The organism is Myroides odoratimimus (genome assembly GCF_030326305.1).
Classification (GTDB): Bacteria; Bacteroidota; Bacteroidia; order Flavobacteriales; family Flavobacteriaceae; genus Flavobacterium; species Flavobacterium odoratimimum_A.
This window is the reverse complement of record NZ_JACAKB010000041.1, coordinates 1-21,052: the sequence shown is the minus strand read 5'-3', so window position 1 is coordinate 21,052 and position 21,052 is coordinate 1. Positions and strand designations below refer to the sequence as shown.

Sequence of the window (21,052 nt, the reverse complement as noted above, 5' to 3'; positions counted from 1 at the left end):
ATTTCTTGTATTTCATAAGTCCAAAGTTATGTAATTAATTTACTAATTTCACTCCAGCTTATTTAGGGGCTAATATATCACAACCCTTTCCTCTTCACAAAGAATTATTTGAAGAAATGTTTGTATTATAAAACCGTGACTTTCTAAGCTAATACCGTGACTAGTCATGGTTATCCATTGATTGTCATGGTAGTTTTGACTTTCATTTGCACCATAATTAAATAAAGGAAAGCATATGAAAGCTATTGAAAACAAAAATGTAAAAAAAGAAAACATTATTCAATTACAACGAATATTACTTCAAACAATTGAAGAATTTGATACGTTTAAAAAACAAATAATTCATCAGCAAAGAGAACTCAAAGATGCTATTGGGCTTAATCTGATTCAACAAAAAGAGATGCTTAATGTACAGGAATTATCTGATTACATTGGTATGTCAACATCAAGTATATATAAACTTGTCTACAATAACATAATTCCTTTTTACAAACCTAATGGGAAGATATTATACTTTGATCGTGAAGAAATAAATACTTGGTTACGACAAAACAAAAGCCAATCTATATCGCAGTTAGAGCAACAAGCTCTTGATTATTCTTTCAAGAATAGAAAAAAATAAAGCGTTCAAAGTTGCAATTTGAACGCTTCAGATTAATATTGTCTCACTCGTAAGAGTATGATGCAAATATATGCATTATACTCTTATTAATCAACTATTTATTTAATGGAAGAAATAAGCGTATATGATATATCAACACGGAAGGACTCTGTGTATGATAAAATTCACGAAGAACTAAGCAAGTATTTCACTATCAAATTCAATGAAATCTCTTTAGAGTTTGAAATATTCAGTTCAAAATCACATAAGACTCTTGAGTTTAACGAATCATCTTTACTAATACACTTACATAGAGAAAAGTTAAACATAAGTCCACAGGCTTTAAAAACGTATTTAAAGAGTCATTTTATAGAACGATACAATCCCATAATAGAATATTTCGAAGAACTCCCCACTTGGAACGGAAAAGACTACATAAAGCAATATGCTTCTTATGTTAATACAGACGACAACAATCTTTTTGCTCATCATTTATTAAAATGGGCTATACGAGCAGTTAAAACAGTTATTCATCCAGAGCAGATTAACAAACATTGTTTGATTTTAGGAAATGGAGACCAAAATGCAGGTAAATCAACCTACTTAAAAAATCTTTGTCCTAAACCCTTACAGCGTTACTACTATGAGAATATAGGAGTCAGCAAAGATGATCGAATTAAGCTATGTAAAGCTTTCATCATTAACATTGAGGAATTAGATATACTGGGTAAATATGATATCAATTCCATTAAATCAATTATATCACAGACTACAGTAAACGAACGTTTACCCTATGCTGAAAAATCTTCTTTGTTATATCGTATTTGCAGTTTTGTAGGTAGTACGAATAAACTTGAATTTTTAAACGATGAAACAGGAAGCGTACGTTGGATCGTATTTGATGTACTTGGTAGAATCAACTTTGCCTACAGTCAAGAATTCAACACAGACAATTTTTGGTCACAAGCCTATCATATTTACAAGTATCAACCCTCGTTCAAATCTGACCTAACAGTTGAAGAAGTAATGGCTAATGAAAAAAGAAATGAACGCTTTACAATTCAAACTGTGGAAAGCGAATTTGTACTTCGTTTCTATGAAACTAGTGAAGAAATGGATGACTTTAGAACAGCTACTGAAATAATAACAGAGCTAAATGTAATGGGGCATAAACTAAATCATAAACAAATCGGTACCGCATTAAGAAAACATGGGTTTAATAGAATTAAGCATGCAAAAAGACAAGTATATGGTTATTTGGCTAAAGCAAAATTTACAGACTCACCCTGGGGTTTTAAAGAATAATTGCTCAATACCTCTAATTATCTTACCTACTTACCTAAAACCTTATATTAATATGATTTACAGCAACTTATTTAGGTAGGTAAGATAATTTTCTACTTACCTATTTACTGCTTTTTAGGTAAGATGGTAAGATCAAAAACAACTTACCTTTACACATAATAAACTATAAAACAGAAACTTACAACAAAAAGGTAGTTAGGTAAGTAAAAAACATGTTTTAGAGCAGTTGATAAACTGTAGCGAAACAGAAAAATATGTTTGATCTATTTTTTAAACAAAATAGGTATTAAAAAGTCAAATAAAATAATCGAAAAGTTTGATATACAAGTCCAATTATAAATGACTCTCCAGAAGAAATAAAAGATAAAACAAATTCTTATTTCCAATACTAAACTAACAGCTACTTGATATTTTTTCTTTTCAACAGAAAAAGTGTTTTCCTTTAAAAACACTTCTATGAAATAGAGCAAGACGGCGTCGTACAAAAGTTCGACTCAGACTTGCCCATTCTGGAGGTAATTGATTAAAAATCAACAACTTAAAACCTTTCAAACTGATTCTTTAGAAAATAAAAAAGTAGTCAAAACAAATCAATCAACTACAAATCAATACATTATGAGTAACTATTCAAGAAAAACTGTAAAAATATACAGTGAGACATACAAACATTTAGAACGAATTTCAAAGGAGACAGGTAAGCCAATTTCACATATTGTAAGTACAATAGTCAATACGTTTGTGGAAAATGAATTTGTTAAAGATTTTAATTTAGAAGCTAAAACTAAACCAATAAATTATCGTGAACTTTTAACCACCTCTCTAAATGAGCAAAAAAAGGAATTAACAAATATGATGAAAGAGCGAACTAATACAATTATTGGTTTTATAAAGACGCTTGATAAGAAAGTAGAAGGAACTCGACGTGATATTATTTTCAAAGTAGATCCAGAGGATGAAGAATTATCTCATCCATTAGAGTATCACTATGACTTCCTGATTAAAAACTTAATATACCTTCTTAAGTTAAATGGAATGGATCAAGAAGACATGTTTGAAAGACTATATGAAGTACTTAGTAGAGACGAATATGAATTCGTGGTGAAAAGTTATAATTCTGTCATGTCTAAAAGGATCAATTAAAGATTATAAGTTTGAGAGACAAGATTACAGAGAGTTGTATATTTTTCTTTCGATAAAGAGTCCTCTATTAGAGATACCTGGTCATAGGTACACTTATAAATTAATTCATAAACTAAGTAGGTAATTACCTCGCAAGGTAAATTATTAAAGACGAACTTATAACCATCTTTCGCTAGATCAAAGCTATTAACATCAATATGTTTAGGATAAATCTCAAAGGTAGTCTTGACTAATACTACTTTAAATAAATCTTCATTAAGAGTACTTTGAAGAATAGATGTCCTTTCAAGTCTCTCTAAACCATGAATTGTTTTTTCAATTTGTTCCACCCAATAATCAGAGACCTTATGACTCTTAAGTAATTTAAAACTTTCAATAAAACTAGGTGATAACTTTAAAGAATTGTTGTCTTCAAACTTAACATCTACGATATTAAACAAAAGATTATTTAGAACTTTAATCAGAGGATGTACACTCATAGCCTTAAGAATAAAAGGCGCAAGCTCGGTAACTATGGTTAACTGAGGTTTGCGACAACCCAACAACCCAATAGACTCCGCCTACGCCAGTATAAGGCACAGACGTAAGTCTATCGTTTTATAGGTTGTTTAATGAAGGTCGCAATTTCAGTTAACCCAAACGATAGCTCACGCTTGTTCGTAATATTTTCAATTACAAATGTAGATATAATCCATCAATAACTAAAAGAATTACATAACTTAGAAAATAAAAACACATTATGGAAGAATCTAAAACATACATTAAAAACTGGTTCTTAGAGAACAATCCTACGTTTACCCCCAATATTGAAGCCATCTATCTAGATGTAGAAGATATGCTAAAGGGACTTAGTCCTCAAGCTTGTAGAATAGAGTTATCTTCATATTTAGCTTTAAATTACAGCAATAAGTACCTAGAAAAAGTTGAAATGGAACTATATGAGGAATACGGTGATACAGTAAATGAATGGAAAGAGTTGGGTATATTTACTTCTGAGCTTGGATGCATATTAGAGAACTTAGAAATGGATATAGATAGGTACCCTGATAAGGATGTAGATGATGTAATAAAAGCCTGTGTTCAAAAACACATGTTAAGGGATGAAATAGAAGAAGATCCTTTTATTGAGTTTATGCGGTATCTAAGAGAAGATTGTAAAGTTAGTGATGAAGAACAGGCTAAGTTTAAGGAAGTAGAGAGAATATACCAGGAGAAAGGTTTAGCTAAGAATCAACGTATGTGTCCTAAGTGTCAAGAAGTAATAACTTCTACACATAGGCATCATTTTGTTCAGTGTAAATGCGGTTATCTTGGTATTGATGGCGGTTTAGACTATACAGAAATACATATTTTCTTTTAGTATCTTATTTTATCTTTTAGTATTTTTACCAACTACAGGGGATTATCACTGTTTATAGATATAAATACAATCTTCCTTATATTAAAAATTGATAGTAAAATCAATTAAATGTTCAATAAATAAATATAGCACCATGACAAGTCAAGCACAAAGAGCCGATTTACAAAATAAGATATGGAAAATAGCCAACGAGGTTCGTGGTTCAGTAGATGGATGGGATTTTAAACAGTTTGTATTAGGGACTCTTTTTTATCGATTTATTAGCGAGAATTTTACGGCTTATATAGAAGGTGGAGACGCATCTGTGGATTATGCTAAGTTTAAAGATACAGATATACCTGAGGAGGTTAAAGTAGATGCTATTAAAACCAAAGGTTATTTTATTTATCCTTCACAGCTTTTTGTTAATGTAGTAGCTATTGCCAGTACTAATGAAAACTTAAATACAGATTTAAAACAAATCTTTACTGATATTCAAAACTCAGCAAATGGTTATCCGTCTGAGCAGGATATCAAAGGGTTGTTTGATGATTTTGATACGACAAGTACACGTCTTGGAAATAATGTTCCGGATAAAAACAGAAGATTAGCCGCAGTTTTAAACGGTGTTGCAGAGTTAAACTTTGGCAACTTCGAGGATAATCAAATTGACTTGTTTGGTGATGCGTACGAATTTTTAATTAATAACTATGCAGCCAATGCAGGTAAGTCTGGAGGTGAGTTTTTTACACCTCAGAGCGTATCTAATCTAATAGCGCGTTTAGCATTACACAAACAGACTAAAGTTAACAAAATATACGACCCTGCAGCGGGTTCAGGTTCTTTATTATTACAAGCGAAAAAACACTTCGACAATCATATTATTGAAGATGGTTTCTTTGGGCAAGAAATCAACCATACGACCTATAACTTGGCACGTATGAATATGTTTTTGCACAATGTCAATTACGATAAATTTGATATTGCTTTAGGTAATACATTAACAGAACCACATTTTATAGATGATAAACCATTTGATGCCATCGTATCTAATCCGCCATACTCAGTAAATTGGATAGGTTCTGATGATCCTACCTTGATTAACGATGAGCGCTTTGCACCAGCAGGAGTACTTGCTCCGAAGTCTAAAGCCGATTTTGCTTTTGTATTACATGCATTAAGCTATTTATCAGGTACAGGGCGTGCAGCTATTGTATGTTTCCCAGGTATCTTTTATCGTGGAGGAGCAGAACAGAAAATACGCAAGTACTTAGTGGATAATAACTATGTAGAAACTGTAATTTCTCTGGCACCTAACTTATTCTATGGAACTACCATTGCGGTAAATATCTTAGTATTGTCTAAGCATAAACAGGATACTAAAACACAGTTTATCGATGCCAGTGGTGAAGACTTCTTTAAGAAAGTAACGAATAATAATATCTTAGAAGAAAATCATATAGCGTCTATCCTTACTATTTTTGATACCAAAGAGAATATCGATCACGTAGCGATAACCTTAGATAACCAGAAGATCGCTGAGAATGATTATAACCTATCTGTAAGCTCGTATGTAGAGGCTAAAGACACCCGAGAGGTCATCAATATAGATGAACTAAATAAACAAATAGACCAGACTGTACTTACGATTAATGAGCTGCGAAACACTATAGCTAACATCATTAAAGAGATCTAAGTATGGGTGAACTGATATTATATACCACAGAGGATGGGTTAACTAAATTAAGTGTTCAGCTGGAAGACGAAATGCTGTGGCTGACACAAAAACAACTTGTAGAATTATATCAAGTTGTAAAATCTACTGTAAGCGAGCATATTAAAAATATTTATACAGAAGAAGAACTAACAGTAGAGGCAACTGTTCGGAAAATCCGAACAGTTCAAAAAGAAGGTGATCGCGAGGTAACTCGTGAGTTAGAGTATTATAATTTAGATATGATCATCGCCTTAGGATATAGAGTAAATTCTAAGATAGCTACTCGTTTTCGTCAATGGGCAACACTGCGTCTTAGAGAATATATCATAAAAGGCTTCACTATAGATGACGATCGACTGAAAAACTTAGGGGGAGGCAATTACTGGAAAGAGCTATTAGACCGCATTCGCGATATTCGTTCGAGCGAAAAAGTAATGTATCGCCAAGTATTAGATCTATACGCTACAGCGACAGATTACGACGCTAAAAGTGAGGCAAGCTTGACTTTCTTTAAGATAGTTCAAAACAAATTACACTATGCAGCACATGGACATACGGCAAGTGAAGTGATTTACTTGCGTGTAGATAGCGATAAACCTTTCGTGGGAATGACCAACTTTAAAGGGGATGAACCTACACAAGCCGAAGCGATGATAGCAAAGAACTTCTTGGAAGAAAAAGAACTTAAAGTGCTGAATAACTTAGTAGCGGCTTATTTTGATCTGGCGGAGTTAAATGCTATCGAAGAACGTGAGATGCGCATGGAAGATTATATCCGCGAACTGGATAGGATCCTTAGCTCTACTGGGCGTAAGGTACTGGAGAACGCAGGGACAGTCTCTACGGCACAAGCTAAAGAAAAGGTGGGTGTAGAATATAAAAAGTATAAAGCTAAAACCCTAAGTGGGGTAGAAACAGCTTATCTTAAAACCATCACCGCTCTGGAACAACAAGCCAAAAAAGGAGATAAACTAAGCAAGGTTAAACGAACGATTAACAAAGAAGGAAAAGCATGAGTACACTAAAAGAATTATTAAAAGGAGTTCCGGTGGAATGGAAGACTTTGGGGGAAGTAAGTGAGTTAAAAAGAGGAACTACGATAACTGCAAAATCTAAAACTGACGGTACGTATCCTGTTGTTAGTGGTGGTCAAAAACCTGCATATTTGAATGGTGAATATAACCGAGAGGGAGAGACAATTACAATAGCAGGAAGTGGAGCATATGCAGGGCATATATTATTTTGGAATGAACCAATTTTTGTTTCTGATGCTTTTTCTATAAAGCCAGATTTATCCATATTAAATACAAGATATATATATGTATTATTGTTATGTAAACAAGATTGGATCTATAATTTAAAAAGAGGTGTTGGTGTCCCACACGTTTACTCAAAAGATGTTGCCCATTTAAAAATCCCTATCCCTTACCCTAATAATCCTGAAAAATCATTAGAAATACAACAAAAGATAGTTAAAGTATTAGATGAGTTAAGTGAACAGAACAAAGCTTTAACGATTGCCTTAACAGAAGAAATCGATAATCGTAAAAAACAATATGAGTATTACCGTGAGGAGCTGTTTCGTTTTGAAGGTAAAGGGGTTGAGTGGAAGATATTGGGTGACGAAAATATAGGAGTCTTTACACGTGGTAGTGGATTGCAGAAAAAAGACTTTACAGAATCAGGAGTTGGATGTATTCATTACGGACAAGTATATACATTTTATAATACTTATGCTTACAAAACCAAATCTTTTGTTTCAGATGAATTTGCACAAAATGCAAGAAAAGCTAAGAAAGGAGATTTAGTAATTGCTACAACAAGTGAAAATGATGAAGATGTTTGTAAAGCTGTAGCTTGGTTAGGTGATGAAGATATAGCAATAAGTAGCGATGCATGTTTTTATTCACATAAATTAAATCCAAAGTATATTTCATATTATTTTCAAACAGAACAGTTTCAGAAACAAAAAAGAAAATATATCACTGGTACAAAAGTTAGAAGAGTTAATGTTAATGATTTAGAAAAGATACTTATTCCTAAGCCTGCCACCCAAGAGCAAGAAAGAATAGTTCGTTTATTAGATAAATTTGATGAAGCTACAAAAGGTATTATAGAAGCACTTCAAACAGAAATAGACTTTAGAAATAAGCAGTATGAATATTATAGAAACCAGTTATTGGCGTTTAATAATTAAAATAATATGAGTCAAACACTAGAACAAATAGCCGAAACGTTAATAAAAGCAACTTCAGAAGAAGGAAAGAAGCTTCGTAAAACTCAGGTTGTATATGCTTTTAATGGTACGGGTAAAACACGCCTTTCAAGGGTCTTTAAAGAAAAAGTAGATCCAAAGGATCAAAGAACAGAAGACTATAAAATAAAGACATTGTATTACAATGCATATACCGAAGACCTATTCTTCTGGGACAACGATTTAGATACTGATACAAATAGAAGGTTATTGGTTCGTCCTAACGGTTTTACTGAACTAGCTCTGTCTTTTTTAAAGGATGAAAATCAAGATGGTAACATTATTATTAATTTTCAAAAATATACTAATCGATTTATTACACCCAATATAAATGAAGATTTTACCGAAATAACATTTGATTACTTAGGTGGTGGAGATGATAGTGCACCAAGTATAAAAATTTCTAAAGGTGAAGAAAGTAATTTTATATGGTGTGTGTTTTATAGCTTTATAGAACATATAGTTAATTTATTAAATGACAATGAAGATGATCGTTCAACAGATGAATTTAATGACTTAGAATATATTTTTATTGATGATCCTGTTAGTTCTTTAGACGATAATCATTTAATTGATTTAGCAGTTGACCTATCATTATTGATTAAGAAAGCCAAACCAACAAACGTTAAATTCATTATATCCACTCACAACCCTTTGTTTTACAATGTATTATTCAATGAATTAAATAGAGAAAGAAACACAGGAAGGTATCGTTTACAAAAACTAAGTGACGGTACTTATTTGTTAGATGAGACAAATGATTCGCCATTTTCCTATCATATTTTTTTAATAAAAGAACTTGGGCTTGCCGCTGATTCGAGAATTATTAATAAATATCATTTTAATTTGCTTAGAAATATTTTAGAAAAAACATCTACTTATTTAGGATTTAATCATTGGGAAGATTTGATTAATCTGTATGTTAGTGCAGAAGAAATTCATGTAGCTATTCGATTAATAAACTTATACAGTCATAGCAAACATTCTGGAGAAGAATTGGCAGTTATTCAAGAAGCTGAAAAAGATATTTTTATAAAAATTTTCAAAAATATGTTAAGCACACACAGTTTTGAAATGCAAATAGGTGCTCACCATTAACCAATAAAACATTGTAATTACAAAATGTCAAACTATAAAACCGTTGCAGAAAGCAATAACTTTATCGTATTAGAAAAATACGATAAGTATAGTGTAGTAAACGAACCACCTATAGGATATCAAAGTGAAGCAGATCTGGAGCGAGAGCTTATACAGGATTTAGTAAGGCTTGGGTATGAGAATCCTACATACATCAAATCATTAAATGATATGTTAGCTAACGCACGTGTACAGTTACAATCGTTAAATAGTATGGTGTTTACAGATAAAGAATGGGACCGTTTTATAGAAGAGTATCTAAATAAACCTAATGACGATATAATCGCCAAAACGGATAAGATACACAATAATCATATTTATGATTTCGTCTTTGATGATGGACATATCCAAAACATCTACTTGGTAGATAAAAAAGACATTACGCGTAATAAAGTACAATGTATTTCACAGTTTGAGCAACACGGTACACATGCTAACCGATATGATGTCACCATCTTAGTCAATGGACTACCTCTGGTACATATAGAATTAAAAAAACGAGGTGTAGCTATCCGTGAAGCGTTTAATCAAATACATCGATATAGCAAGGAGAGTTTAAACATGGAACACTCTTTGTTTAAGTATGTACAGTTATTTGTTATTTCTAATGGTACGGATACACGCTACTTTGCTAATACAGTAGAGCGAAATAAGAATAGTTTTGACTTTACGATGAATTGGGCAAAAGCAGATAATACAGTAATAAAGGATTTAAAGGACTTTACAGCTACATTCTTCCAAAAAAACACTATACTGAATGTATTGCTTACCTATTCTGTCTTCGATGTTAGCAATACCCTATTAGTGATGCGTCCATATCAGATAGCAGCTACGGAGCGTATTTTATGGAAAATAAAGGGAGCTTATCATGCTAAAAAATGGGCAACAGTAGAAGGAGGAGGTTTTATATGGCATACCACAGGTTCGGGTAAGACACTAACGAGCTTTAAAGCTGCACGCTTAGCTACCCAGTTAGATTTTATAGATAAAGTATTCTTCGTCGTAGATAGAAAAGACCTTGACTTTCAGACGATGAAAGAATACCAACGCTTTTCTCCTGATAGTGTAAATGGCTCGGATAGTACCGCTGGTCTAAAACGTAATATCGAAAAAGAAGATAATAAGATTATCGTTACCACTATACAGAAGTTAAATAACCTGATGAAGACAGAGAGCGATCTGGATATTTATAATAAGCAGGTAGTCTTTATATTCGATGAGTGTCACCGTTCTCAGTTTGGAGAAGCTCAAAAGAACTTAAATAAGAAGTTTAAGAAGTTTTATCAATTTGGGTTTACAGGTACACCTATTTTTGCTCAGAATGCCTTAGGTGCGGATACCACAGCCAGTGTATTTGGTAGAGAGTTACACTCGTATGTGATTACAGATGCCATAAGAGATGAGAAGGTGTTAAAGTTTAAGGTGGATTATAATGATGTAAGACCACAGTTTAAAAGTCTGGAGCAGGAACAGGATGAAAAGAAATTAAGTGCTGCCGAAAATAAAGAAGCTTTCTTACATCCTGCGCGTATTAAAGAAATTTCACAATATATCTTACAGAATTTTAGACTTAAAACCCATCGAAACCAGATAGGTGCTAAAGGATTTAATGCCATGTTTGCGGTGAGTAGTGTAGATGCAGCAAAGGCGTATTACGAGCAACTGAACATACTACAAGAAGATACGGATAAACCACTAAAAATAGCGACTATATTCTCTTTCGCAGCTAATGAAGAACAAAATGCTATCGGAGATATAGAGGATGAGACATTCGAACCAACGGCTTTAAATAGTACGGCAAAAGAATTCTTAACCAAAGCAATTCACGACTACAACGCTATGTTTAAGACTAATTACGGCGTAGAGAGTAATGAGTTTCAGAACTACTACCGCGATTTAGCTAATCGTGTGAAGAAAAAGGAAATAGATTTATTGATCGTAGTAGGGATGTTCCTTACAGGCTTTGATGCACCTACTTTAAATACGTTATTTGTAGATAAAAACTTGAGATATCACGGATTAATGCAGGCTTTTTCTCGTACTAATCGTATCTATGATGCCACAAAAACATTTGGGAATATTATTACCTTTAGAAATTTAGAACAAGCAACAGTGGATGCTATTACCTTATTTGGTGATAAAAACACAAAGAATGTAGTATTAGAAAAGAGCTATAAAGAGTATCTGGACGGTTTTACAGATATAGTTACAGGACATGCACGCAGAGGGTATAAGGATATTGTAAACGATCTGAATTCTAAATTTCCTGATATAGATGAAATAGCAACAGAGAAGGATAAAAAAGACTTTGCGAAGTTATTTGGTGAATATTTAAGAGTAGAGAACATCTTACAGAATTATGATGAGTTTACTAATCTGAAAGCTTTTCAGGCAATAGATCAGGACGATCCTGAGGAAGTAACCGCTTTTCAGGAGAAATACTTTATATCAGATCAAGACATTGAGTTTATGAGAGGTTTAGAGGTTTTACCTGACAGAGTAATACAGGATTACCGCTCTACGTATAACGATATTCGAGACTGGATCAGAAGAGATAAAAATGGTAAGGAAGCTGAACAATCAACGATAGATTGGAACGATGTAGTTTTTGAAGTGGACTTATTGAAATCTCAAGAGATTAATTTGGATTATATCTTAGAACTTATTTTTGAACACAATAAGAAGACAAAAAGCAAGGTAGAGTTAGTAGAAGAAGTCCGTAGATTAATTCGTTCGAGTATTGGCAATAGAGCGAAAGAAAGCTTAGTGGTTGATTATATCAATGAAACGAATCTGGATACTATAGAAGATAAACCTGCTATATTAAGTTCTTTTTACGCTTATGCACAAGGAAAGCAGAATAAGGAGATCGCTGACTTAATAACAGAAGAAACCTTAAATCAAGAAGCTGCAAAACGATATATATCCAATTCATTAAAACGGGAGTATGCCAGTGAGAACGGAACAGAATTAAATGAATTATTGCCTAAAATGAGTCCTTTAAATCCTCAGTATCTAACTAAGAAACAAAGTGTTTTTAAGAAGATTAGTGAGTTAATCGAGAAGTTTAAAGGTATTGGAGGGGTTTTATAAAGAGTGATTAGTAATAAGCTTATAGAAGATAATTTATCTTTTTAAAATGTTATACAACAGCCTTCAAAATGAAGGCTGTTGTTGTTTATACTCAGAATTATAGAGGTTTCACATTTTTTTTAGTTTCTTATGTTTTGTTTTGGCATTTTTATAAACCTAAGTATTTCATATTTTTAATATGAGCGAAAGAAATACTACAGCCACTTGAAGTAGGTACTCCTGTCAAAGACAAGTTGATCTACTTGTACCTTTACGAAAGCTTCTAGAAGCAGATATAATTTTCTTCAATCAATATGTAGAATTTGAAAATACAGAAGATATTGCTATATGTGAATTAAACCAAGGTTCTTCAAAAAAATTTCTTTCAGTACATCAAGTAAAAGAATACTACACTACTGCTAATAATATCTATCATAAATAAATATATATCTGTTTTAAATAATCCTTTGTTTAGATTTATACTCTTAATTACTAAGATAAATAGTAACTTTAATATTTATTAAATTATCTCAAATGGCATCAAAACTACGAATCTATCAACATGATATTGTAAACAGGGTATTCACAAACTTACGTCATTTAAATTCTCTTTTAATTCAAATGCCAACTGGAACAGGTAAGACTACTGTCTTTTCTGCAATAGTAAAAAAACAAATTACAGAATTTGAACCTAACAAAAGAGTTCTTATCATAGTACACAGAAAAGAATTAGTTGAACAAATTTATATAAGGCTACGTATTTTTGGTATTCGTGCTGGGATTATTATGGCTAATGAAGTATATGAGCCAGAAAGACAAGTGCAAATAGCCTCGCTACAAACATTAATAAGAAAAAAAGATTTACCGAAAAACATATCCTTAATTATTGTAGATGAAGCACATCACATCTTATCTAAATCATATGTTACTCTAATAAATAATTATCAACAAAGTAAACTATTAGGTTTTACTGCAACACCAACACGTTTAAGTGGAGAAGGTTTCGATAAGATATTTCAAAAATTAATTCAATCAAAATCAATTGGATGGTTTATAGAAAATCAGTTTCTTAGTCCATACAAGCATTTATCTCTAAAAGACAATAACTTGTATAACTTAAAAATTAATAACTTAACCAAAGACTATGATGAAGTTAGTTTATCTAACTTTATGCAAACAGACAAAAAACTTGCTGACATACTACTAGCTTATGAGAAATATTCTAGAGAAAGAAAATGTATTATCTTTTGTGTTGATGTAAAACACATGCTAACTCTAACTGAGAAATTTAAGAATCGTAATATTTCCTGCAGATATATTGATAGTAACACGAAAAAAGATGAACGAGAGCAAATTTTGAAAGATTTCAGAGAAAATAGAATTGATGTTTTATTTAATGTAAATATATTCACAGAAGGTTTTGACTGCCCTGATATAGAAACTGTTATTTTGGCAAGACCCACTAAATCACTGGTCTTATACATACAACAAGTTGGAAGAGTCCTAAGATATAAAGAAGATAATTATGCACTTATTATAGATTGTGCTAATTTATTTTATGAACATGGTTCAATACTATCTGATTTTAATTGGTCCTTAAAAGGGGGAAAAGAATTAAATAAAGAACTAGATACAAATAATAAATTAACGCTAACAGCAAAAGAAAACAATACTAATACGCCAAAAGAAATTCGTTTCCTTGAATTACAAACAGCCGATTCTTTTTTAATAGCTCCTTCCAATGAGTACTTATTAAAGATTCTTCCTAAAATAATAAATCATGACAAAAATAAATACCAATCAATATATGATTTTGGTATTTCTAGTATTGAAGAACTAATAAAATACTTAGATATTAAAATTGAGGATAAAAACATTTTGTCTATACAAGAAAAGGATAATTTGAAAAAAAAGGCTGTTGAAGTATATAAAGAAAAATTAAATAAACAAAAAAGCAAACTTAAAAACACTATTGAAAGTAAAAAAATATCATCACTAAAGCTAAGAAAAAGGTTATATAGAAGTGAAATTGAAGAACTGAAAGAAGAAATGAAATTGGTTTTTGATAATTTATTGATTTTTAAGGATAAACCTAAACAAAGATAAAAGACTGATCGATTTCACCGTCAGGTTCTCAAAAAAAAACATAGTGTTTATTCTTAATATAACTTATAAATAGCTTTCTTACTTTAAGCCTATTGTAGATTCCAGAGAGAAAAAAAGAAAACCTATAGACATATCTTTATTGAAATAGAAAAAATTCTCACCACAACCACATCATACGATCCCTTGTAAATCAGTCTATTTAAGATACTGTATCTACGAAAGTAAAAAACAAAATATGAAATATAAGATATTGCTAAATGTACTTATTTTGTACTTATTAAAGCATCTAATTAACTATATATCAGAACAGTATTACTTACTGTATCGGTAAATAACCTGTCTTTTTAATACTTTTATTTGGTTTGAAATGGCTTGAAAATCAAATAGTTAAGTGTTAAATATTTTTATAAGATGTCCTTATTTTCTATATTTAGTACCACATTTGTACCACATAATAAAAAAGTGTGGTACAAATGTGGTACAAATTGAGTCTCCCTAACCTAATATAGAACATTATGAACATCACACTTAAACAAAGAAAACTGCCTAGTGGTAGAATTAGCCTTCAGATAGAATACTATAAAGGAATTGAAGTTTCCTTAGAAGGTAAAAAAAGGCATATCAGAGAATTTGAAAACCTAAAACTCTTTTTACATGGCGCTCCTAATAGTCCAAAGGAGAGAAAGGAAAACAAAGAAGCGCTACAAATGGCTGAGAATATCTTAGCTATTCGACAAAGTGAAAACCTTAGAGGTAAATATGGAATTAAGAATAAACACAAAGGGCAACGTTGCTTCCTAGACTTCTTTCACGAAAAAATGGAAGAGAAATACGAAAGTCCTAAAAACTATGGAAACTGGGCTGCTAGTTTCCTTCACTTAAAAAAATGTATTTCTACTACTTTTACCTTTGATGAAGTAGATGATGACTTTTTAAAAAAAGTTAGACATTACTTTGATACAAAGGCGCTTACTAAAAGTAAACTTCCGCTTTCATTAAACTCAAAATACTCTTATCTCAATAAGTTTAGAGCTGCTCTTCGATTAGCCTTTGAAGAGGGGTATCTAACAATTAACTATGCTCAAAAAGTAAAGAGTTTTAAACAGGCAGAAAGCCAAAGAGAGTATCTTACTTTTAATGAAGTACAACGTCTGGTAAAAACAGATTGTAAATACGAAGTGCTTAAACGAGCCTTTTTATTTTCTTGTTTGACTGGTCTTCGTTGGTCGGATATTAATAAGCTTGTTTGGTCTGAGGTAAGAGACGAAGATGATGCTTGTAGAGTCATCTATAGACAGGAGAAAACGGAAGGTGTTGAGTATCTCTATATCTCTAAACAGGCAAGAGAACTCCTAGGCGAAAGGGAATCACTGAATCAACTCGTTTTTACTAATCTTAAATACTCGGCTATTTACAATAATGAAATTGTTCGTTGGTGTAACAGAGCGGGTATTCACAAGCATATTACCTTCCATAGTGCGAGACATACCAATGCGGTGCTACTCTTAGAGAATGGAGCGGATATTTACACGGTTTCCAAGCGTTTAGGACATCGTGAGATTAGAACGACTCAAATCTATGCTAAGATCATTGATAGTAAAATGAAAGAAGCCTCTGAGCTTATTCCTGAGCTTAAATTTGGATTTTAAACTAAGGATTAATTACAGATTATAAAACCTATGTAACCGTTATTAATAAGCTTCTACAATATCAAAGCTATGCTAAAGTGTCTTTGTGTTGGCATTCGTTCGATATGGCGTTCTACTATGATTTTCTTCACTTTTATACTAATGTTCAATCACTGCATACCAATGGTTTTGGTAGGGCGATTAAAATTATCAAAATCATTCTCAACAATGCTTTGGAACACAATATCCACAACTGTACTGCTTATAAAAGCAAAAAGTTTAAGGTGTTAAAGGAAGAAGTAAACAACATTTATTTAAGTGAAGACGAACTACAGCAAATTATTCAATTGGATTTATCCGATAATACTACAATGCAATTAGTTCGCGATTGCTTTATTATCGCATGCTATACAGGTTTGCGCTTTAGCGATATTGCAAAAGTAAAAAGGGAAAACATCAGCGATAACACCCTTACTATTAAAACGCAAAAAACACTACAATGGGTTACTATTCCCTTACTGCCTATTGTTGTGCAAATTCTAAGTCGATATCAGTCTACGCCTAATGGTTTTCCTACGGTTTGTTGTAGTCTAACGATGAATAAATACCTTAAAGTAATTGGGCAGTTAGCTAACTTAAACGACAATGTTATCCTTATTCGCTCTAAAGGTAAACAAAGGGTTGAACAGTGTTTGCCTAAATATCAGTTGATCTCTACGCACACAGCACGTCGCTCTTTTGCTACCAATCTGTTTAAAAAAGGTGTTCCTTCACGCGTTATTATGTCAATAACAGGACATCAAACCGAACAGTCGTTCAATAGTTATATCAAAATTAATGGCAACGAAAACGCTCAACTGCTGTTGTCATATCTCAATAAACTAAAATAAGGGTAGTGTTTACTACCCTTATCGTTTTTACTATCAAATACTTCATACTAATAAAAGTAGTCGTTACTTTAATAAATAGTATAAAATAGCTGCTATAACTAATATCCAAAAAATCATTGATACCCTTCTCCTTCTTACATTCTGCTTATCAATATTCTCTGCACATTTCTTACAAACACTTCTTATTCTGTAATGTTTTGCATTAGAATAGCTACTTCTCTTTCCATAGTTCACTCTATTGGAAGATCCTACATATATCTGTCTTTTATAAACTCCGTAAGAGCTAATGTAACTCCCACAATTACTACAATTTGGCATTATTGATGTCTAATTTATTACTAAATAATTTATTTAAGGTGTTATGTCTCAGCACTAACTTCTTACTTTGTCTTATTCCATTGCTCAGTAACATTCAATAATACTGTATAGCTTTTCTTCTTTCTATTTACTAAATCTTTTGTATCAAAGGTTAATACAGCTTCTACTTTGGTTATATTATACTCCTTATACCTCATTGGTATAAAATCGGATCTAATTGGTTTGTCAGTCGATTCAAATTTTTTTATTAGTCGTATTTCATTGGGTTTCCACACTTTCTCAAAACCACCAAAATTTACAAACAACATCCCACTTCTATAATCACGATGAGTAATAACGTTACCATTATCTAAATGCAATTGAACTTCAGCAGAACAATAAATTTCATCAAAAATATACTCTGATACATTCTTAAAACTTCCCACAAATTCATATTGGTAATCCATTTACCCAATATCACCATCATCAAGGATTTACCAGACCCTTGGGTATGCCAAATGATTCCGCCTTCTCTGCGTTTGATAAATGGCTGGGCTTCTTGCAAGGCGAAATATTGATGTGGCCGAGGTAGTTTTTTCACACCTGCATCAAACACAACACCAGTATAAATAATATCTAATAAACGTTGTTTGTCGCAAAGTTTTTTGAGGTATTTGTCTAATTTGTAATCTTCGTTTTCTTGTTCATCTTCTTTCCAAGATAAATAATATTTATCTGGCGTCTCAATAGTTCCATATCGCAAACCTTGTGTATTATTCCCCGCAAAAAGAAATTGAACTGTGCTATAAAACCACTCATTAAACAATTCTTTTTGGTCGGAAATATATTGTCGAATACTTTCCGAAATATCAATTGTTCCACGTTTTAATTCTAAAACCCCCAACGCAATTCCATTGACATATAACACGATATCTGGGCGGCGCACATTTTGCCCTTTAGCCAAAGTAACTTCTTCTGCTATACCAAATTCATTGTTCTGCCAATTCTTCCAATCTATCGGAAAAATGGTTTCAAAGTTCTCACCCAATTCAGGGCGAGCTTTCACCCCATAACGCAATAGCGAATACATTTCTTTATTACGCTGATACAATCCCCCTGCATTTGTATTTGCCTGATCATACACTTCCTTGACCGCTTTATTGGTTAAGGTTTCTGAATAACCACGCTTGAGTAGATTTCTTTTTAAAATCTCTTGCTCTACGTTGCTATTGTGCTCTCGCTTTTCCCAATTGCCATAATAGCTATATCCCATGCTGGTAAGCCATTGTGGCTGAATGATTTACCTCAGCGCCAGTTGCCAGGTCTCCTGGACTTTGCCCCGGCTTTTGAGCAGCTCCAGCTGTTCGCCCGTGGCCACTGCCAGTAGCTTGGACAGGCTGCTGTACTTGTCAAATTCGGGCGGGTACTTTTCGAGCACCCGGAAGCCCTGATCGTAAAAGAACTGCCCGGCCTGGTCGAAAGACTCGAAGTAGTTGGTGTGCACATTGTTTTTCCGGAAGAAATCGCTCCATTGTCCGTCTCTGTCGCTGCCCACGGCCCGGGTCTCATGCCGGATATAAATATCGGCGGTGGTCCAGGTGCCGCCCTGCCGCTCGAGCAGCCTGCGGATATGCTGCAGGATCTGTTTTTTGGCCGCGTCGTCGAAATACAGCAGCAGCCCCTCATTGATGATGGCGAGTTCGCTGCTGCTCTCCGGATAGCTTTCGGCGTGTAGCACGTCGAGCGGCTGTAATTGCAGGTTTTGCGGGACAGCCTGCTGCATGGTACGCAGCATTTCACTCTTCTGGCTGATGATGGCCGGCAGGTCCGTGTCGATGTAGCGGGCGTCGGGGTGCTTGCGGGCGTAGTCCAGACCACGCAACGAGAAGCCTGCGGAGAGCTCGAGTACGGTAGGTGCTGCGGTCTTTTCCAGAAAATAATCTAGGGAGTGGTACCGCATTTCGAAGTGCAGCACGCTGGCCCAGAAACCAAAATCCTGTTGCGGAGCTGCAGGGCTTTCGATGCCGAAATAGGCGGCTACCTCCTCCGCAAAGGGAATGGAGCCTGCGGCCGCTTTGAAGGCCAGCAAGGCGCTGGCAGTATCTGTTACGTGTTTTAATCGCATGATTGTGTGTTTTTTTCTACAAAGTAACAGCACCCCGGGATGGCAAAATAGGAAAAAGTAGACCTATCGTTTTTTGTTGAAGGCATTGCCCAGCTGGTTTGGGGTGCGCATAAACTGCCGTGGCCGCTGTGCGAATACCTTGCGGAAGTCTTGCAGGAAGTGGGATTCGTCATAGTAAAGGTCATACAGATGGTCTTTGTTTTCCCTTTGCTGATCACGGATATAGAGGTTGTACATCGCCTGCAGGCGCACGATGGAAGCATATTCTTTCGGTGTCAGGCCGACCTGCTCCTTGAACAGCTTATTGAGATGCCGCTGCGAGCCGGGAATATTTTCGAAGACCTCCCGGATGCGGATATTGCCCTGATGCTGGTCGATGGCATCCACTGCGCTGATGACGCGCCCATCGGCTGCAAACTGAATCCGCTCGGCCAGCAGCTGCAGCAGCGAACCGATACTGTCCGCAGGCACCCCAGTGCAGGAGTCCAGTACCATGCTGCCGTCCTGCTTCAGGCGGGAGATGGACGCTACCTCGTTGACTAATGTGGGCATGGCAGCACCTGCGATGGCATAATAGCCATAGGGTCTGAAGGTGATGCCGATGGAGCTGACCGGGGCTGAACCGCGGAGAGCAATATTTTTGTTGTGAGGGCCCACCAGATGCAGGTCGTACAGCGGATGATGAAACACTTTGTCCTCCACGACATGCTCGTAAGTACTTTTATAGTTCCACAGCAATACGCATTTACCGGTCGGGATCACCAGGGCCTGCTCACGCTCCGTGAGCTGCTCTGGGCTTTCGAACGACCAGATGGATTCAATCAATGGAGATAAACTGTGAGGTACGGGATAATACTGCATGCTGGCATATAAAAAAGCAAATATCGGAATAATGGGCCAGTCGCGCAACAGGGGCTTCGTGAATTCTGATATCGGTAAGTTAACTTATTTTTTCCAACCTTTTTGTGTACAGGAGATGTTCAGACTGTAGCAATCATTCCCGACAGGGGTTAATATCTCGCTTCTTCGGCAATATTTTTAATGTCAGTTGACAAAAAGTTGAATGCTAAGACTAACTTTCTGTAGGTAAATCTATATCAGTTTAATAGACAGCATCGTGAAATTAGAACTACTTAAATCTATGCTAAGATCATAGATAGTAAAATGAAAGAAGCCTCTGAGCTTATTCCTGAGCTTAAATTTGGATTTTAAACAAGGTGTTGATTACATCTTAGAGAGCAATTCAATAAAATACTTGAAAAAAGTTCCCGAATTGGGAAATAATTTGTAAATTTGTATAAACTATTTTAATTGAGAGTAATAGCGATAAAAACGTTACGTGTGTTTTGGACAAAACATGCAGGCAGTGAGCAACAATTAAAGGCTTGGTATCAAGAGGCAGAAAAAGCAACTTGGAAAAATAGTAATGAAATAAAGGCCG

17 protein-coding genes are annotated in these 21,052 nt (G+C 34.1%); 12 read left to right on the top strand and 5 right to left on the bottom strand.

Translation table 11 applies throughout. The annotated features are described in order from the left end of the window. The first annotated feature begins 235 nt into the window (after positions 1-235). The 3 genes from HX049_RS17045 to HX049_RS17035 all read left to right on the top strand — a co-directional run bounded on the left by HX049_RS17045 (position 236) and on the right by HX049_RS17035 (position 3,046). A complete protein-coding gene (locus HX049_RS17045) occupies positions 236-622 on the top strand; it encodes a helix-turn-helix transcriptional regulator (protein ID WP_182647808.1) in 387 nt (128 codons plus the stop codon). A gap of 105 nt (positions 623-727) precedes the next feature. Beyond that, positions 728-1,906: a VapE domain-containing protein gene (locus tag HX049_RS17040; RefSeq protein ID WP_286417436.1), complete on the top strand. Its 1,179-nt coding sequence runs from the start codon at positions 728-730 to the stop codon at positions 1,904-1,906. Between the two features lie 519 nt (positions 1,907-2,425). Then, complete coding sequence (locus tag HX049_RS17035) at positions 2,426-3,046, top strand: hypothetical protein (RefSeq protein WP_286417434.1); 621 nt, start codon at positions 2,426-2,428, stop codon at positions 3,044-3,046. Here HX049_RS17035 and HX049_RS17030 read toward each other — a convergent pair. Further along, entirely contained in the window at positions 3,043-3,525 is a 483-nt protein-coding gene (locus HX049_RS17030) for a hypothetical protein (protein ID WP_286417432.1), read from the bottom strand. The two genes, HX049_RS17035 and HX049_RS17030, sit on opposite strands and share 4 nt — an antisense overlap. A gap of 260 nt (positions 3,526-3,785) precedes the next feature. Between HX049_RS17030 and HX049_RS17025 the strand changes: the two genes are divergently transcribed. The 9 genes from HX049_RS17025 (at position 3,786) to HX049_RS16985 (ending at position 17,189) form a co-directional block, all read left to right on the top strand. After that, the gene (locus HX049_RS17025; protein ID WP_286417431.1) at positions 3,786-4,406 is read left to right on the top strand and encodes a DUF7695 domain-containing protein; all 621 of its coding nucleotides are present in this window, start codon (positions 3,786-3,788) and stop codon (positions 4,404-4,406) included. A 133-nt stretch (positions 4,407-4,539) separates the two neighbouring features. Further along, positions 4,540-6,081 carry a type I restriction-modification system subunit M gene (locus HX049_RS17020; protein ID WP_286417429.1) on the top strand — a complete coding sequence of 514 codons (1,542 nt, stop codon included), beginning with the start codon at positions 4,540-4,542 and terminating at the stop codon, positions 6,079-6,081. 2 nt (positions 6,082-6,083) lie between these two features. Further along, the gene (locus HX049_RS17015) at positions 6,084-7,118 is read left to right on the top strand and encodes a virulence RhuM family protein (RefSeq protein WP_286417427.1); all 1,035 of its coding nucleotides are present in this window, start codon (positions 6,084-6,086) and stop codon (positions 7,116-7,118) included. Beyond that, positions 7,115-8,299, top strand: coding sequence for a restriction endonuclease subunit S (locus tag HX049_RS17010; protein WP_286417426.1), 1,185 nt, complete (start codon positions 7,115-7,117; stop codon positions 8,297-8,299). The genes HX049_RS17015 and HX049_RS17010 overlap by 4 nt, the downstream gene beginning before the upstream one ends. Positions 8,300-8,305: 6 nt before the next feature. Next, the gene (locus HX049_RS17005) at positions 8,306-9,454 is read left to right on the top strand and encodes an AAA family ATPase (protein WP_286417424.1); all 1,149 of its coding nucleotides are present in this window, start codon (positions 8,306-8,308) and stop codon (positions 9,452-9,454) included. 24 nt (positions 9,455-9,478) lie between these two features. Then, on the top strand, positions 9,479-12,586 hold the full coding sequence (locus HX049_RS17000) for a type I restriction endonuclease subunit R (protein ID WP_286417423.1): 3,108 nt from the start codon (positions 9,479-9,481) through the stop codon (positions 12,584-12,586). Between the two features lie 513 nt (positions 12,587-13,099). Then, positions 13,100-14,671: a DEAD/DEAH box helicase gene (locus tag HX049_RS16995; RefSeq protein ID WP_286417421.1), complete on the top strand. Its 1,572-nt coding sequence runs from the start codon at positions 13,100-13,102 to the stop codon at positions 14,669-14,671. Positions 14,672-15,186: 515 nt separating this feature from the next. Beyond that, on the top strand, positions 15,187-16,320 hold the full coding sequence (locus HX049_RS16990; RefSeq protein WP_286417420.1) for a site-specific integrase: 1,134 nt from the start codon (positions 15,187-15,189) through the stop codon (positions 16,318-16,320). A gap of 77 nt (positions 16,321-16,397) precedes the next feature. Beyond that, positions 16,398-17,189, top strand: coding sequence for a site-specific integrase (locus tag HX049_RS16985; protein ID WP_286417419.1), 792 nt, complete (start codon positions 16,398-16,400; stop codon positions 17,187-17,189). 380 nt (positions 17,190-17,569) lie between these two features. On the opposite strand, the gene HX049_RS16980 is transcribed toward HX049_RS16985, so the two are convergent. From HX049_RS16980 to HX049_RS16965, 4 genes are all read right to left on the bottom strand, one after another. Then, the gene (locus tag HX049_RS16980) at positions 17,570-17,704 is read right to left on the bottom strand and encodes a hypothetical protein (protein WP_286417417.1); all 135 of its coding nucleotides are present in this window, start codon (positions 17,702-17,704) and stop codon (positions 17,570-17,572) included. Positions 17,705-17,856: 152 nt separating this feature from the next. Beyond that, positions 17,857-18,783, bottom strand: a complete 927-nt coding sequence (locus HX049_RS16975) for a type I restriction endonuclease (RefSeq protein ID WP_286417441.1) — start codon at positions 18,781-18,783, stop codon at positions 17,857-17,859. A gap of 3 nt (positions 18,784-18,786) precedes the next feature. Next, positions 18,787-19,611, bottom strand: a complete 825-nt coding sequence (locus HX049_RS16970; protein WP_286417415.1) for a hypothetical protein — start codon at positions 19,609-19,611, stop codon at positions 18,787-18,789. 63 nt (positions 19,612-19,674) lie between these two features. Beyond that, the gene (locus HX049_RS16965) at positions 19,675-20,520 is read right to left on the bottom strand and encodes a helix-turn-helix domain-containing protein (protein ID WP_286417413.1); all 846 of its coding nucleotides are present in this window, start codon (positions 20,518-20,520) and stop codon (positions 19,675-19,677) included. Positions 20,521-21,052 lie beyond the last annotated feature (532 nt).

Excerpts from the sequence above, each read along its gene's own strand:
- HX049_RS17045 (WP_182647808.1), top strand. The coding sequence starts at position 236 with ATGAAAGCTATTGAAAACAAAAATGTAAAAAAAGAAAACATTATTCAA.
- HX049_RS17040 (WP_286417436.1), top strand. The coding sequence starts at position 728 with ATGGAAGAAATAAGCGTATATGATATATCAACACGGAAGGACTCTGTG.
- HX049_RS17030 (WP_286417432.1), bottom strand. The coding sequence starts at position 3,525 with ATGAGTGTACATCCTCTGATTAAAGTTCTAAATAATCTTTTGTTTAAT.
- HX049_RS17025 (WP_286417431.1), top strand. The coding sequence starts at position 3,786 with ATGGAAGAATCTAAAACATACATTAAAAACTGGTTCTTAGAGAACAAT.
- HX049_RS17020 (WP_286417429.1), top strand. The coding sequence starts at position 4,540 with ATGACAAGTCAAGCACAAAGAGCCGATTTACAAAATAAGATATGGAAA.
- HX049_RS17015 (WP_286417427.1), top strand. The coding sequence starts at position 6,084 with ATGGGTGAACTGATATTATATACCACAGAGGATGGGTTAACTAAATTA.
- HX049_RS17010 (WP_286417426.1), top strand. The coding sequence starts at position 7,115 with ATGAGTACACTAAAAGAATTATTAAAAGGAGTTCCGGTGGAATGGAAG.
- HX049_RS17005 (WP_286417424.1), top strand. The coding sequence starts at position 8,306 with ATGAGTCAAACACTAGAACAAATAGCCGAAACGTTAATAAAAGCAACT.
- HX049_RS17000 (WP_286417423.1), top strand. The coding sequence starts at position 9,479 with ATGTCAAACTATAAAACCGTTGCAGAAAGCAATAACTTTATCGTATTA.
- HX049_RS16995 (WP_286417421.1), top strand. The coding sequence starts at position 13,100 with ATGGCATCAAAACTACGAATCTATCAACATGATATTGTAAACAGGGTA.
- HX049_RS16990 (WP_286417420.1), top strand. The coding sequence starts at position 15,187 with ATGAACATCACACTTAAACAAAGAAAACTGCCTAGTGGTAGAATTAGC.
- HX049_RS16980 (WP_286417417.1), bottom strand. The coding sequence starts at position 17,704 with ATGAGGTATAAGGAGTATAATATAACCAAAGTAGAAGCTGTATTAACC.
- HX049_RS16970 (WP_286417415.1), bottom strand. The coding sequence starts at position 19,611 with ATGCGATTAAAACACGTAACAGATACTGCCAGCGCCTTGCTGGCCTTC.